The sequence below is a fragment of the Novosphingobium sp. SG751A genome (assembly GCF_013149295.1).
Classification (GTDB): Bacteria; Pseudomonadota; Alphaproteobacteria; order Sphingomonadales; family Sphingomonadaceae; genus Novosphingobium.
On sequence record NZ_JABGCB010000002.1, the window covers coordinates 425613 to 440350 of the forward strand.

Consider the following 14738-nt stretch of genomic DNA (forward strand, 5'->3'; position numbering starts at 1 on the left):
ATTATATTAGCGTCATAAAGAATAAACGGAGCCTCAAAACAGGCATCCGCTGCTTCCCGGTCATTCCGGGGGCGGGGAATGGGAGAAAGAACATGGATTTCGAGCGGTGGAAACTGTTCCTCAAGGTGGCCGAAATGGGCAGCCTGTCCAAAGTCGCGGTGGTGATGAAACGGCGGCAACCCGTGGTCAGCCGCCATATCAACGCGCTGGAGATCGAATGCGGATGCACGCTGTTTTACCGCACCGGGCGCGGCGTGGCATTGACCGAGGTGGGCGAGGCGATCCTGCCGCGCGTGCAGACGATGGTGCGCGAATCCGAACAGATCATGATGGATATCAAGGGGCAGGCGGGTGTGCCGGTGGGCGCGGTTTCTGTCGGCCTTTTGCCTTCAGTGCGGATCGCCTCGGAATTTCTGGGCGCGGCCTTGGAGAAATTCCCGCAGGTCACGCTGCATCTGACCGAGGCGGCGGGCGGGCAACTGGCCGAACAGGTGGCGACGGGGCGGATCGATCTGGCGCTGGTGCTGCGCGAGCCGGGCGCGCTTAGCCCGAGCGATGAGGCGCTGGTGACGCTGCCGCTTTGCGTGGTGGGCCCTCCGGGCGATCCGATCACCAGCCAGCGCGAGATCGCCCTGGCACAGGTGCAGGGCCTGCCGCTGATCCAGGCCAAGCCGCCCAACGTTTTGCGCATGCATATCGAACAGGCCGCCCGCCGCGCCGGGGCCAACCTTACCTATGGCCCGCAGATCGACGCTCTGGCCACGCAGAAACAGGTGATCGCCAAGGGCATGGGCTACACCATCACCACCCGCATGGCCGTGCGCGAGGATGTGGCGGCAGGGCTGCTTTCGGCAGCCGACATCATCGACCCGCGCATGGATCTGATGCTGGTTCTGGTGCGTTCAAACCAGCGCCCCGCAACCCTTGCCATCCGCAAGATCGCCCGCCTTCTGGCGGAGGAAGTGCGCCGTTTGCCGGAGGTTTACCGCGATGATGAATCGCCCTCCTTTGTCCCGCTGACGGTGCAATAAAGGGCGCGCGCCGGGCCGCCCTGTCCCTCTCAGGCGGCCCGGTGGAAAGCTGATATACGCCCAACGCAACTGGCCCTCTCCATCCCATCCGCTAGAATTTGCCTGAGTTTATCGGGTTCGGGTGCGTCGCCCAATGGCGTACCCCATAGCAGACGGGAAGAGAATGTATGGGGAGGTCCATCCTTGTGGTGGGTGGGGGCATCGGCGGCATGGCTGCCGCGCTGGCCCTGCACCGTGCCGGTCAGGACGTGGAATTGATCGAGAGCGATTCCACATGGAACGCGCTGGGGGCGGGCTTGACGCTCAATGGCGGGGCCTTGCGGGCCTTTGCTGATCTGGGGATGCTGGGGCCGGTGCTGGAGGCCGGTTTCGCCTCGCTGGGGCCGGTGCGGGCGTGCGATGCCGATGGCAATGTCCTCTCGCAAGGGGCCAGCACACCGATGTTTGGCGAAGGCATTCCCAATATGGGCGGTATCCTGCGCCCGCGTCTGCATGGTGTGATGCGCCAAGCCATTGAGCAGGCCGGGATCAAGGTCCGCACCGGCCTTTCCGCCCAGAGCTTTGAGGAGGCCGATGACCATATCCGCGTAACCACCAGCGATGGGGTCAGCGCCGAGCATCGGTTCGTCGTGGCCGCCGACGGGCTGTTTTCGCGCACGCGGTCCGCGCTCTTTCCCGACCTTCCCGGTCCGGCCTTTACCGGCCAGGGATGCTGGCGCGCGGTGGTCTCGCGCCCGGCCGATGTGACGGCCACATGGGTCTATTCCGCGCAATATGCCAAGGCGGGCTTCAACCCGATCTCGCAGGATCTGATGTATCTCTACCTGCTGGAATCGGCGCCGGGCAATCCGTGGATCGATGCGGCCGACTGGCTGCCTTTGCTCAAAGCGCGGCTGTCGCGTTTTGGCGGCCATTTCCCCGCGATTGTCGAGGAATTGAGCGAAGAATCATTGATCAATTACCGCCCTCTGGAATCGATCCTGATGCCCCGGCCATGGCACAAGGGGCGCGTGCTGATGGTGGGCGATGCGGCCCATGCCACCACGCCCCATATCGGCTATGGCGCGGGCATGGCCATCGAGGATGCGGTGGTGCTGGGCCGGATGGTCGGGCGCTATGAGGACACGGGCGCCTTGTTTACCGATTTCACGCAGAGGCGCTTTGAGCGTTGCCGCACGATCCTTGAAGGTTCGGTGGCCATCGGTCAGATGGAGATGGATGACGCGCCCTTTGCCGATCAGCGCGCGCTCAGCGCCAGTCTTGGCGCGGCCATTCGGGAGCCGATCTGATGGGGCAGGAATTGTGGTTTCACCATGTCGGGATTTCCGTGGCCGATATGGACGCATCGATAGCATGGTGGCGCGATTGTTTGGGTTTTGTGCAATTGCGGCGCTATGTGATTGAAAGCATTCCCGCCGAAGTGGCTGTGTTGGGCAATGGGGCGCTGCATGTCGAATTGCTTTGTCGCCCCGATGCGCGGGCGGCTGATGCCGAAAGGCGCATCCCCGACGATGATCTCAAAACTCATGGCACCAAGCATGTCGCCTTCAGCGTGGAGGATGTGCGTGGGTTTATCGCCACGATTGCCGCGCGCGGGGCCGATGTGGTGTGGCTCAAGGAATTTCCCGATGGCCGCGCGGCCAGCTTCATTCGCGACAATGAAGGCAATCTGATCGAATTCGTGCAATGGCCCAAAGTGGCCGATCCGCGCGCGCAAATTGCCTGAGGAAGGGGGCCGGGGAACGCCCGGCCCGGCTTCATTCGGGAAAGGCGAAAGCCTGGCCCGGCACCGGGGTGCGCGCGGTGTTCAGCACCATGGCCAGCAACGTGTAATAGCCGCTAAGCCCGGTCAGTTCGACCGCCCCGCTTTCTCCCAGCAGCGCGGTGGCGCGCGCCCATGTTGCGTCCGAAACGAATTGGTCGTGGTGCAGCTGGGTGATGAAGTCCCAGATCACCGTCTCATCTTCGGTCATATGGGGCCTTTCTCCATTGCGCAGCGCGGCCAGCGCCTCGCGCGCAATGCCGGCCTCATGGGCAAGCCTTGCATGGGCGTGCCATTCGTAAGGCTGGCGCCAGAGGCGGGCGATGATGCAGATCGCCCATTCGCGCAAGGACACCGGGATGCTGCAGCGATAGCGCAGAAACGCGCCCAGTTGCTGCGACAGGTCCATCAGCTCGGGGCTGCGCATCAGGGGGACGAAGGGCCCGCGAACCTCTCCGCGCGGCGAGGCGATGAGGGCGGCGGCGGCCTCGGCCTGTGCCGGGGTGTAATCGGCCGGATCCTGTTTGGGCAGGCGGTCCGGCCCGACCGGCCAGAGGATGGGGGGAAATTCAGGCTTGGCCAAAGTGCGTTTCCAATTCGTTGGCGTGTGAATTAATCTTGCGCAGGAGCAATCCCGCGTACATGGCGATAATATGGTGGATAGGATGAACGAGCAGGTGAATCAGGAACCCAAGCGGAGCCGTGGCCGTCCGCGCGTCGGCGCCGAGGATATCGATACATCCGTGGGGAAGGATGCGTTGATCGATGCGACCATCGACCTGCTCAAAACCATGCCGCCTTCGGCTATCACCCCGGTGGTGGTGGCGCGCAGTACGGGGGTGCATCCCTCGCTGATCCGCTATTATTTCCATAATCGCGCGACCTTGCTGGTGGCGGTGGCGGAAAAGCTGGCGCAGCGTTTCGCCGCGCAATTCGAGGCATCGGCCCAGAGCGAGGGCACCGCCGAGGAGCGCCTTTGCGCGCGTATCTCGACTCTGATCGACCTGAACGCGACCTATCCCTTCTTCCACCAATTGTTCGCCACCGAAATCGCGAACAGCGAAGACCCCGCCGCCCGCGCGATGATCACCCAGTTCACCAATCGCGGCACGGCGGCCTATGGCTCGATCCTGCGCGCAGGGCTGGGCGAGGGCGCGTTTCGGGGCATGGACCCCAGCCTGCTCTATGTTGCCGTTGTGGGCATGAGCGAGTTCTTCGTTTCGGCGCGCCGTCAATTGGAGGTCGCCGCCGGGGTAAGCCTCGATGAAGCGGAGCTGCGCGAGGCTTACAAGGCGTTCGTCTGCGATCTGGTGCTGAACGGCGTGCGGGCTAGAAAGACCGATTAACACCCCAGCGGACGGAACACCCCGCGTCCGGCCCCTTGAAACCACGCGCCTTTTTCCAGCTCCGCCCGCCAGGGGGTGGACCGGGCAAAGGCGCGCTCGGGCGAATCCATCACCGAAATATCGGCCAGTTCGTGAAAGGCCATGCTGGTCCAGCGCGGCCCGCCCGTATGGCTGCGCACCCGATAGCGCCGCGCGCGCAGCCAGCCCGGCGCGCGCATCAGCAGTTCGATATGCTCGTCGTCATACCACCGTTCGACCTGCGCGGTCATCGCGTCGGGCACGTCAAAGGCTACCAGCATGATGACGCCCCATGGCCTGTTCACCGGGCCGGTGTCGCTGGCCAGATCAAGCTCGTAATGGGCTGCGCCCGTCGGGCCCCGCGCCGGCGCGCCGGTTTCGGGCGGGCAATAGAGGCAGGCTTCCTCCGCATCGATCATCGAGCGCAAGGCCCAGCCATCGTGCGCGCCGATCAGCGCGCGCGCGGCCTCGTCGCTGGCTCCGGCGATCAGGGGCCAGCGGATGAAGCTGGCCAGACTCACGCTTGCGTCTCCACGCCGGGCGCCGTGGCCTCGCGCAGCACAGCGTCGGGGCGGTTGCGGCGCACCGCCTCATGGTTGGTCGAACCCTCGCCCATATAGACCCCGCGCTCCCACGAGCGCCCCAGCGGATCGCGCACGCCGACCGAAAATTCGCCGATGCCGTGGATCTTCATCCGCAGCGTCTCGCCATCCTGAATGAAGCCCAGCCCTTCGTGATTGGTGCCGCAGGCCACGACATCGCCGTTGTTCATGGTCATGATCGTGGTGATGAATTCGACGATTTCGGGCACGCTATGCTCCATGTCGTCGGTGCTGTAATTATGGCGCAACTGGTCATCGTTCCAGAATTGCACCCACAGATCGTTCGGGTCCGCGATCTCGTCAGCGGTGACGATGCAGGGGCCGATGGGGGCGAAAGTGTCGAAACTCTTGCCCATCCAGCTGTTGTTGCGCCACGTGCGCCGCCCGCTTTCGCGCGCCGTCACGTCGATCAGACAGGTATAGCCGAAGATCGCGCTGCGCCAGTCCTCGCGGCGCACCATCTTGGACGGGCCCTTAAACACCAGCGCCAGTTCGGCCTCATGCATGAAGGCATAGGGTTCGGTAAACTCGGGCAGGACCACTGTGTCGCCCGGCCCGATCACGGCATCGGCATTCTTGATGAACATATTGAGCGGCCGCGCCTCGCGCTGGGCGTTTTCCCAGTAATTGGCGATGCAATTGACGATCTTGCCTGGACGCGGCAGCGGCGCGAGCAGGCGCACCGAGGCCAGGGGCAGGGCAGGCGCATTGGCCGCCAAAGCCTCCAGCGCGGGGCGGATTTCATCATAGCGCGCGATCAGATTGGCCATCGTCGCCTGCGGATCATGGCCGTCGGGCGCAACGGGGCTGGCGTCGATCACGCCCGCCGGCGTCAGAATGCCCGCATGAGCAGGCCCATTGTTCTGGGTGAAAAGCACGAGCTTCACGGGTGTTCTCCCTTGGATTTGCCACCCGCCATAAGCCCCCTGATGCCCCAGCGCTTCTCATGCAGAATGCATAAGAGAATTACCGAAATAGGGGTAGGGGAGGCGTTTGACAATTCGCAAAGGCGCTAATATCCCAAGGGCCAAGCGAACAGGGCCTCAGATGCCCCTGATAATGACGCGGGAGAATTACGATGGCCGATGCGCCAACTTATCGCAGTGTCCAGCTTTTTATCGACGGCGCATGGTCGCCTGCGGCCGATGGACGCACCTTGCCTGTCATCAATCCGGCCAATGAAGAGCAGATCGGCACGGTGGCCCATGCCGGGATCGCGGATCTCGACCGCGCTCTGGCCGCTGCCGAGCGCGGATTGGCCGTGTGGCGCAAAACGCCCGCCATGGCGCGGGCGCGGGTGCTGACCGGGGCGGCCCGCCTGCTGCGCGAACGCAATGAAGATATTGCCACGCAAATGGTGCTGGAACAGGGCAAGATGATCGGCGAGGCGCGGGGCGAGGTTGAACGCGCCGCCGAGGCCTGCGACTGGATGGCGGGCGAGACGATGCGCATTGCAGGCCGCATCATCGAGGGCCGCGCGCCGGGCATCACCAACCATGTCCTGCGCGAGCCGGTGGGGATTGTCGCGGCGTTTACCCCTTGGAATTTCCCGGTGAACCAGATCGTGCGCAAGGTGGCGGGCGCGCTGGCGGCGGGCTGCGCGCTGGTGGTCAAAGGGCCGGAGGAAGCGCCCGGTTCCTGCGCCGAACTGGTGCGCGCCTTTGTCGATGCGGGGGCGCCGGCCGGCGTGGTCAATCTGGTTTACGGTACGCCTGCGGAAATTTCCGAATATCTCGTGCCGCATCCTTTGGTGCGCAAGATCAGCTTCACCGGATCGACGGCGGTGGGCAAGCATCTGGCGGGCCTTGCCGGGCGGCATATGAAGCTGACCACGATGGAACTGGGCGGTCACGCCCCGGTGCTGGTCTTTGCCGATGCCGATCCGGTGGCAACGGCGCGGGCCTTGGTGGGCAACAAATTCCGCAATGCCGGGCAAAGTTGCGTCAATCCCACGCGCTTTCTGGTCGAGGACAGCATTTTCGACGCCTTCACCGAGGCCTTTGTCGAGGCGGCCAGTGCGTTGAAGCCCGGCGCCGGGCTTGACCCGGCCACCACCACCGGGCCGCTGGCTAATATCCGCCGCGTTTCGGCCATGGAGCGCCTGACCGCCGACGCCCTTGCCAGGGGGGCCAAGCTGCATTGCGGCGGCGCGCGCGTGGGCCATCAGGGCTTTTTCTTCGCCCCCACGGTTTTCACCGATGTGCCCACCGATGCCGCGCTGATGAACGAGGAACCCTTTGGCCCCATCGCCATGATCAACCGCTGGTCCGACCGCGACGCGCTTTATGCCGAGGCGAACCGGCTGCCCTATGGCCTTTCCGCCTATGCCTTTACCACCAGCAGCGCCACCGCGCGCGAAGTGACCGAGCGGGTGGAAAGCGCGATGATTTCCTTCAACCACTTCGGACTTGGCCATCCCGAAGCGCCCTTTGGCGGCATGAAGGACAGCGGCTATGGCTTTGAAGGCGGCAGCGAAGCGATTGAGCCCTATCTCCAGACCCGTTTCATCACCAGGATGGACCTGTAAGGGAGATATCGACATGGCAGGACGTTTGCAGGGCAAGATCGCCCTTGTCACCGGGATCGGCGCAGGCATCGGGCAAGGTATCGCCCTGCGCTTTGCCCGCGAAGGGGCTATTGTGGTGGGCTGCGACATCTCGGCCCAATGGGCCGAGGCGACGGTCAAGCAGGCCGCCGATGAGGGCTTGGCCATCGACAGCGTGCATCCGGTAGATCTGACCAGGCCGGATGACGTTGGGCGCTTTATCGACCATGCGGGCGCGACATATGGCCATATCGACATTCTGGTGAATGCCGCCGCCATCGCGCCCCATATGGCCCCGGTGGCCACCATGGATTATGAGCGCGAATGGATGCCCACCATGGTGGGCGAGGTCGATCTGGTGTTTCTGGCGGTCAAGGCCGCATGGCCGCATATGGTCAAAGTGGGCGGCGGGTCGATCATTAATTTCGCCAGCGTCAACGCCATGCGCGGATCGACCAACACGGGCATGATCGCCCATTGTGCGGGCAAGGCCGCCGTTATGGCCATGAGCCGCCAGATCGCCATCGAGGGCGGCCCCCACGGCATCCGCTGCAACACGATCGCGCCCGGCATGGTGCAGACCGCCGCCACGGCGGCGGCGGGCACCAGCAGCGGCGCGGTGGCCGAGCGCATCCTGCAGCGTCTGGTCATCAAGCGCCTTGGCGTGCCCGACGATATCGCCTGGGCGGCGGTGTTTCTGGCCAGCGATGAATCGACATGGGTGACGGGGGCCAATTTCCCGGTCGATGGCGGCGTGACGGCGGCCTGATGGCGCAGTTGCCCCCTCCGCACCCCGATCCGCATCCGCCCCGGCGGCTTGTGGCGCCGGCGGGGGCATGCGATGCCCATTGCCATATCTTCGGCCCGTTTGCCCGTTTCCCCACGCCCGAGGGCGCCAGCTATCGGCCCGCCGAAACCCCGCTGGAACACTATCGCGCGATGGCGGACCGGCTGGGGCTGGCGCGCGCGGTCTTTGTTCAGCCCGCGATCTATGGTTCGGATCATTCGGTGATGCTGGATGCTATTGCGCGGGGCCATGGGGCCTATGCGGGTGTGGGCATCCTCGATGATACGCTGGGCGATGCGACGCTGACGGCGTTGCATATCGGCGGCTTGCGCGGCGCGCGGTTCAATTTCGTGGGCCATCTGGGCGCCCGCCCGGATCGCGCGATGATCGAGCGCACCGCCGCGCGGGTGGCCTTGCTGGGCTGGCATTTGGTGTTCCATCTCGACGAGGCCGCCTTGCGGGCCGAGGCGGATTGGATCGCGGGGCTGGGGGTGCCTGTGGTGATCGATCACATGGCGCGGCTGGATGCGGGAAGCGATGCTTTTGCGGTGCTGCTGGGACTGGCGTGCCTGCCGCATGTGTGGGTCAAGATTTCAGCTGCCGACCGCATTTGCGCCGATGGCGATCTGTCCCGCGCGCTGCCCTTCATGGCGGCGCTGGCCGATGCCGCGCCCGAACGAACCCTGTGGGGCACCGACTGGCCCCATCCCAATATTGGCTGGATGCCCGATGATGGCGATCTGATCGATCTTCTGGCGCTGGCCGTGCCCGATGCGACGGCGCGCCATGCCATCCTCGTGGACAATCCGGCCCGCCTTTACTCCTTTTCCTGAAGAGGCAAGAGCATGTCTGAAACGCAAAGACGCCCCGCCCGCCGGGTCGTGACGGGCCATGACGCCCAAGGCAAATCCATCGTCCTGTCCGATGGCACCCCGCCCAATATCCGCGACAAGGGCACGCTGGTGGATTTCATCGAGATCTGGAACACGGCTGCCGTGCCCGCGATCATCACCGCGACTGAGCCTGAACCCACCGATGGCGAGCTGATCACGCCGCCGCCCGCGGGGGGCACCAAGATCCGCTTCAACGACTTCTTTCCCGGCCATATCGACCGGCTGCCGCCGCGCGCCGACGGGCGGCACAAGATGATGCACCGCACGAAGAGCATCGACTACGGCATCGTGCTGGAAGGCGAAATCTGGATGATCCTCGATGACAGCGAGGTTCTGCTGACGCCGGGCACCGTGGTGATCCAGCGCGGCACCGACCATGCGTGGGAAAACCGTTCCGACAAGGTTTGCCGCATGGCCTTCATCCTCATCTCCGGCACCTTCGCGCCCGAATTGCGTGAGACGCTGCCCCAGCATCTCGAAATCCGCACCGGCGCCGTCACCAACTGATCCACGAAAGGTTTACCCACATGTCTTTCCATCGCGAGCCCGGCAAATTCTATCGCATGCCGGTGTTTTTCGGCCCCAATCCCTGTCCCCGCTGGACGCCCGAAGGCGTGGTGCAAGACTTCGCCCGCGAGCCGGTGCGCTCGACGCTGGGCGCGCGCTATCTGACTGACGCCAACGCGCTGGAGGCGGTTTTGCCTGAAGGTTTCCGCCTGTGGGGCGAGCCGGTCATCACCGTCGAGGCGATCTACATGACCGGCTTTTCCTGGCTGGCAGGCGGGGGCTACAACATGTTCGATGTGAAAGTGCCGATCATTTACGCCAGCCAGACCGAGGGCGATGTGCATGGCACATTGCTGATGGCGCGCTGGGAAAGCCTGTCCGACCCGATCACCACGGGGCGCGAGGAACTGGGCCATAACAAGCTGTTCTGCGACATTCCCGAGGTCAGCGATTTCAACGGGCGCCATCACACCAGCATGAGTTGGCGCGGCTTTCCCTTTGCCAAGCTGTGGGCAGAGGATCTGGTGGAGCAGCCTGCGCCCGCGGGTAATCCGGCCAATCGCGGGTTGCTGTCGTGGAAATATATCCCGGCCACGCCGCGCCCCGGCAAGAAATGGGGCGAGGAGGCCGATGCCAATTACGCCACGCTGACCCCTCCGGCATGGAGCGGGGTCAAGACCACGCGCTATCTGGCCGGGCGCGGCGGCGTGGAATGGGCGCGGCCCACGTTTGAACAATTGCCTACGCAATATACGATCGTGAACGGCTTTGCCTCGTTCCCCATCGTGGAAAATCGCGGGGCCTATCTGTTCGACATGGTGGGCGGCGCTTCGGGCGACGACACCTATCGGCTGGATTGAGCCCATGCCCGGCCCCGGCCCAAGTCCCGGCAATGTGCCCAAAACCGCGCCCCATCCTCGCCTGATCGGTGGGGATGGGAGACCCTTGACCACCATCGACATCCACGCCCATGCGATGTTTCCAGAAGTGGAACGCCTGACCGTAGGCCGCCCGGAACGCGCGGGAGAGGCGGAATTTCGCATCCGCACGATGGGCGCGCAGACCATCGCCTATAATCGCGATGTGATGATCCCGGCCGCGATGCCGGGCCTGACCCGGATCGAGCAACGGCTGCATGACATGGATGTGATGGGCGTCGACATGCAGGTCGTCAGCCCTTCGCCCAACCAGTATCACTATTGGGCACCCGAAGATCTGGCGCAGGAGATCGTGGGCATCCAGAATGAGGCGCTGGCTGAATTGGTGGCGCAGGCGCCCGACCGGCTGGTCGGCCTTGGCACCATCGCCATGCAGCATCCCGCGCTGGCGGTGGAGCAGATGCGCCATTGCGTGCGCGATCTGGGCTTCAAGGGGGTGGAGATCAGTTCGACCATCGACGGGGCCGAACTCTCGGACCGGCGCTTCGATCCGGTCTGGGCGGCGGCGGAGGCATTGGGCGCGGTGGTGTTCATTCATCCGATGGGCTGCTCGCTCGATGAGCGCCTCGCGCCTGCCTATCTGTCGAACAGCGTGGGGCAGCCGGTCGAACATGCGGTCGCGCTCAGCCATCTGATCTTTGGCGGGGTGTTGGACCGGCATAGCGGCCTGAAAGTCGTGGCGGCGCATGGCGGGGGCTATCTGCCTGCGCATCTGGGCCGGGCCGATCATGCATGGGCGCAGCGACCGGACGCCTGCACCTGTTGCCACCGTCCGTCGAGCTATTTGGGGCGGCTGCATTTTGACTCGCTGGTGTTCGACCCGCGCGATGTGGCGCTGCTGATCGAGCGGGTGGGGGTCGGGAATGTGGTGATCGGCACCGATTACCCGTTCGATATGGGGCATTACGATATTCACGGGCTGATCGCGGCCATTCCGGGCCTGTCCGATGCGGATCGCGCGGCGCTGCTGGGGGGCAATCTGATGCGGTTGATGGGGATGAAGGAGATTGTATGAAAGAGATCGAAAGTGAAAGCCGCCGCGCTGTTCTGGGCGCGGTGGCGGGCCTGATGGGGGCAGGGATGGCGGGGCTGGCGGTTGCCGGCCCCGTTTCTGCATCGGAAGGCGATGCCGGGCCGAGGCAGGCATGGGCCAGCAAGGACAAGGCCGTCAACATCGGTCCCAATGCGCCGCCGGTCTGCGATGCGCTGGATATGCTGATGATCCAGCAATGCTTTGCCCGATACGGCATGGGCCATGACGAAGGGCTGGGGGACGTGCTGGCCACCTTGTTTACCGAGGATGTCGTGGTCGAGGTGGCCGATGGCCATGGCGCGCCGTTTCAGGTGGTGCGCGGGCGCGAGGCGGTGGTGGCCAATTTCGCCAACAGCTTTCGCCAGCAGGGCGACCAGCGCCGCCATTGCTTTACCAACATCATCGTCGAGGAAGCCAGCGCGAATAAGGCGCGGGTGCTGGCCTATGCGCTGGTTTCGGTGGCGGCGCATGGCGGGCTAATTCTGGGCGCGGCGGTGATCTACACCGCCGATCTGCGTAAGGCGGGCGGGATGTGGCGCTTTTCCCGCCTGTTTATCGGCATGGACGCCTATACGACGCCCAAGCCCAAGGTGTGAGAAAAGGGGCGTCCCGTTTGGTTGGGGTGCCCCTTTCCCATCAGCCCTTCTTGGCCGCATTCGGGCTTTCATACACAAAGCGCGGCATCAGCGCGACGCACAGCACTGAGGCCGACATCGCCCCGCCCACCAGCCAGATGCCCGGCGCATAGGTGCCGAAATGGTCGCGAATATGGCCCAGCAGGATCACCCCCGTGCCATTGCCCAGCGCGCTGGCCGCAAAGGTCAGGCCATAGATCGCGCCAAAAGCCTTCAGCCCGAAATAGCGCGAGACGAGATAGGCGTTCTGGCTGATCTCTCCGCCAAGCCCCAGACCCATCAGCAGCGCGCCGGGGATCAGGATGCGCGGATCATTCTGTGAATGGACCACCAGCACGCCAAACAGCGCGCAGACGAAATAGGGCAGCACCACGCGCGGCGAATTGAACCGGTCGGCCATCACGCCCGAACTGAGCTGTCCGGCGATCACGCCCGCAAAGGCGCAGCTCATCACCGTGGTGGCCGTGTTGATCGGCAAGCCGCGCTCGGTCAGCAGCGGCACGGCATGCTGCATCGTGGCCAGCAGCGACATCGAGCCAAAGGCGATGGCAAAGAACACCAGATAGAACACCGGATTGCGCAAGGCCTCGGCCCGCGTCACGCCTTGTTGGCCCAAGGGGTTCGCGGCGGTGTTTTTATTCTTTTCCGCCAGACTTTTGGGCGTATGGGCCAGCAGCGTCACCATCGGAAAACCGATCACCAAAATGATTGTGCCAACCCCAATATAGGCCCCACGCCAGCCATAGGTGGCGATCATCCATTGCGTCAGCTTGGGCATGATCGTCTGCCCCAACCCCGCGCCCAGCGCTACGCACAGCCCCAGCACCAGCCCGCGATTGCGGTCAAACCACAGCGAGACAAGCTTGGCATAGGCGGGCGAGGCATGCATCGAAACCGGCACCGCCATTACGATCTGAAACGCCAGAAAATGCCAGCCGACCTGCATCCGGCTCATCGCCATAAAGGTGGCGGCAAAGACCAGGATGCCGGGCAGCACTACTTTGCGCAGGCCGAAGCGGTCCACCATGCGCCCGCCAATCGGCACCAGCATCGCGTTGAGCCAGAGCGAAATGGCCAGCGCCAGCGAGATATTGGTGCGGGTTGTGTGCAGTTCCTCGGGCAGAATGCGCAGGAAATTGCTGTTGGTGGCGGCCACCATCACATTGGGTCCGGTCAGAAAGCCGAACCATGCCCCCATCGCCGCCAGTATTGCCGCCTTTGTGAATTCGCCGGATTTGCCCGGATCGGCCGATGACATTCTCTTTTCCCCAGTCATTGTGTTTTGCGCGCAGGGCTTTGCTTATCAACCGGCGCCAGCTTTGCCTGTGCTGCCACGGGTTGGGCACCGGGCCAAGCACCGAAAATCGTATAGCTGATTAATTCTTAATAGCGCTAATTAATCCTTGAGGCAGCCGCCCGCCCGCCGCAATGACATGGCCAACGAAATCGGCGTGTCAGCGATGCCGCCGATGGACAAGTGGGAGAATGAAGCACATGCCGATCCTTGGCATCGAAAGTGTGGTGTATGGCGTGGAGGATCTGGCGCTGTGCAACCGCTTCTGGGCCGATTATGGCCTGATCCGCAGCGATGACGGCGCCGATGACGGGCCCAGCGAATGGACGCTGCCTTCGGGCTCGCGGATGATTATGCGGGGCATCGACGATCCCTCGCTGCCCCCGACCTATTTCCCCGGTTCGGGGGTGCGCGAATGCTTCCTTGGTGTCGATACGGCCGAGGCGCTGGAGCGTCTGGTGGCCAAGGTGGCGGTGGATCGCGAGGTGCGCCGCGATGGTGATGGCACGGCGCATTTCCTCGATCCCGATGGCAATCCGATGGGCCTGCGCGTGTGGAACAAGCGGCCGGTGATGTGCCGCCCCGATCCCGTCAACGCGCCCGACAACATCCTGCGGCTGAACCAGCATCGCAAGTGGCGTGCGCGTGCCATGCCGCGCACGATCAATCATATTGTATATTTTTCAGATGATTATGTATCATCCTACGAATTTTATCGCGACCGTCTCGGTTTCCGCATGACCGACCATTCCAAGGCCAATGGCATCTTTGCCCGCGCCGATGGCACCTATGAACATCACACGATCTTCTGGCTTACCACCCAGCATCCCGGCACGCGGGGCAAGCGCGGCTATGCCCACATCGCCTTTGGCCTTGAGGATATTGACGAGGTGATGGTGGGCGCCAATTACATGACGGACCATGGCTGGGCGCATGAACGGCCCTTTGCCCCCGCGCTCAACCGTCACCGGATTTCCTCGGCCATGTATTACTATTTCCCATGCCCGGCGGGCGGGGACGCGGAATATCATGCCGACACCGATTATCTCGACGATGGCTGGATCCCGCGCGTGTGGGAAATGATGTTTGGCGCGGCGGTCTGGCAAACGGATTCGCCGGGATTTTTCGGGGACCGGGGCATCACATGGGATGTCGCGCTCGACCCGGAAGAGGCCTCGTTGGAGGCATGGCGCGATTTCGGAAAAGCGGATCGCAAGTAATTCGTCCATAAAATAATTATTAGGGGAAAGATCATGGCCATATGGCTGAAGCGCGGCGCGGCTGCGGAAGAGAAGGCGGCGTCGGATCGCAAGGTTCGTGATATTGTCGAGGCGGCGCTGGGCGATA

16 protein-coding genes are annotated in these 14738 nt (G+C 63.8%); 12 read left to right on the forward strand and 4 right to left on the reverse strand.

Going from position 1 to position 14738, the window contains the following annotated elements; all coding sequences use genetic code 11:
- Positions 1-92: 92 nt before the first annotated feature.
- The 3 genes from FHW96_RS04320 to FHW96_RS04330 all read left to right on the forward strand — a co-directional run bounded on the left by FHW96_RS04320 (position 93) and on the right by FHW96_RS04330 (position 2757).
- Complete coding sequence (locus tag FHW96_RS04320; protein WP_172339306.1) at positions 93-1031, forward strand: LysR family transcriptional regulator; 939 nt, start codon at positions 93-95, stop codon at positions 1029-1031.
- 167 nt (positions 1032-1198) lie between these two features.
- A complete protein-coding gene (locus FHW96_RS04325) occupies positions 1199-2320 on the forward strand; it encodes an FAD-dependent monooxygenase (RefSeq protein WP_172339307.1) in 1122 nt (373 codons plus the stop codon).
- The gene (locus FHW96_RS04330; protein WP_172339308.1) at positions 2320-2757 is read left to right on the forward strand and encodes a VOC family protein; all 438 of its coding nucleotides are present in this window, start codon (positions 2320-2322) and stop codon (positions 2755-2757) included. The genes FHW96_RS04325 and FHW96_RS04330 overlap by 1 nt, the downstream gene beginning before the upstream one ends.
- Positions 2758-2788: 31 nt before the next feature.
- Here the strand turns inward: FHW96_RS04330 and FHW96_RS04335 are convergent, their stop codons facing one another.
- Positions 2789-3376, reverse strand: a complete 588-nt coding sequence (locus FHW96_RS04335; RefSeq protein ID WP_216650757.1) for a carboxymuconolactone decarboxylase family protein — start codon at positions 3374-3376, stop codon at positions 2789-2791.
- Between the two features lie 82 nt (positions 3377-3458).
- Here FHW96_RS04335 and FHW96_RS04340 point away from each other — a divergent pair, with 82 nt between their 5' ends.
- A complete protein-coding gene (locus FHW96_RS04340; protein WP_172339309.1) occupies positions 3459-4139 on the forward strand; it encodes a hypothetical protein in 681 nt (226 codons plus the stop codon).
- Here the strand turns inward: FHW96_RS04340 and FHW96_RS04345 are convergent.
- Together FHW96_RS04345 and FHW96_RS04350 are read right to left on the reverse strand one after the other, a co-directional pair.
- The gene (locus tag FHW96_RS04345; RefSeq protein WP_172339310.1) at positions 4136-4678 is read right to left on the reverse strand and encodes a DUF4286 family protein; all 543 of its coding nucleotides are present in this window, start codon (positions 4676-4678) and stop codon (positions 4136-4138) included. The genes FHW96_RS04340 and FHW96_RS04345 overlap by 4 nt on opposite strands.
- Positions 4675-5646 carry a fumarylacetoacetate hydrolase family protein gene (locus FHW96_RS04350; protein WP_172339311.1) on the reverse strand — a complete coding sequence of 324 codons (972 nt, stop codon included), beginning with the start codon at positions 5644-5646 and terminating at the stop codon, positions 4675-4677. The genes FHW96_RS04345 and FHW96_RS04350 overlap by 4 nt, the downstream gene beginning before the upstream one ends.
- Before the next feature lie 191 nt (positions 5647-5837).
- Here FHW96_RS04350 and FHW96_RS04355 point away from each other — a divergent pair, with 191 nt between their 5' ends.
- From FHW96_RS04355 to FHW96_RS04385, 7 genes are all read left to right on the forward strand, one after another.
- On the forward strand, positions 5838-7286 hold the full coding sequence (locus tag FHW96_RS04355; protein ID WP_172339312.1) for an NAD-dependent succinate-semialdehyde dehydrogenase: 1449 nt from the start codon (positions 5838-5840) through the stop codon (positions 7284-7286).
- Positions 7287-7299: 13 nt separating this feature from the next.
- On the forward strand, positions 7300-8073 hold the full coding sequence (locus FHW96_RS04360; protein ID WP_172339313.1) for an SDR family NAD(P)-dependent oxidoreductase: 774 nt from the start codon (positions 7300-7302) through the stop codon (positions 8071-8073).
- The gene (locus FHW96_RS04365; RefSeq protein ID WP_172339314.1) at positions 8073-8924 is read left to right on the forward strand and encodes an amidohydrolase; all 852 of its coding nucleotides are present in this window, start codon (positions 8073-8075) and stop codon (positions 8922-8924) included. The genes FHW96_RS04360 and FHW96_RS04365 overlap by 1 nt, the downstream gene beginning before the upstream one ends.
- A 12-nt stretch (positions 8925-8936) precedes the next feature.
- Positions 8937-9491, forward strand: a complete 555-nt coding sequence (locus FHW96_RS04370; protein ID WP_172339315.1) for a cupin domain-containing protein — start codon at positions 8937-8939, stop codon at positions 9489-9491.
- Positions 9492-9511: 20 nt separating this feature from the next.
- Positions 9512-10351: an acetoacetate decarboxylase family protein gene (locus FHW96_RS04375; protein ID WP_172339316.1), complete on the forward strand. Its 840-nt coding sequence runs from the start codon at positions 9512-9514 to the stop codon at positions 10349-10351.
- A gap of 85 nt (positions 10352-10436) precedes the next feature.
- Positions 10437-11444 carry an amidohydrolase family protein gene (locus FHW96_RS04380; protein ID WP_216650758.1) on the forward strand — a complete coding sequence of 336 codons (1008 nt, stop codon included), beginning with the start codon at positions 10437-10439 and terminating at the stop codon, positions 11442-11444.
- Entirely contained in the window at positions 11441-12058 is a 618-nt protein-coding gene (locus tag FHW96_RS04385; RefSeq protein WP_172339318.1) for a nuclear transport factor 2 family protein, read from the forward strand. The genes FHW96_RS04380 and FHW96_RS04385 overlap by 4 nt, the downstream gene beginning before the upstream one ends.
- Positions 12059-12098: 40 nt before the next feature.
- On the opposite strand, the gene FHW96_RS04390 is transcribed toward FHW96_RS04385, so the two are convergent.
- Positions 12099-13355, reverse strand: coding sequence for an MFS transporter (locus FHW96_RS04390; protein ID WP_172339319.1), 1257 nt, complete (start codon positions 13353-13355; stop codon positions 12099-12101).
- A 236-nt stretch (positions 13356-13591) separates the two neighbouring features.
- Here FHW96_RS04390 and FHW96_RS04395 point away from each other — a divergent pair, with 236 nt between their 5' ends.
- On the forward strand, positions 13592-14611 hold the full coding sequence (locus tag FHW96_RS04395) for a VOC family protein (RefSeq protein ID WP_172339320.1): 1020 nt from the start codon (positions 13592-13594) through the stop codon (positions 14609-14611).
- Positions 14612-14738: the final 127 nt, after the last annotated feature.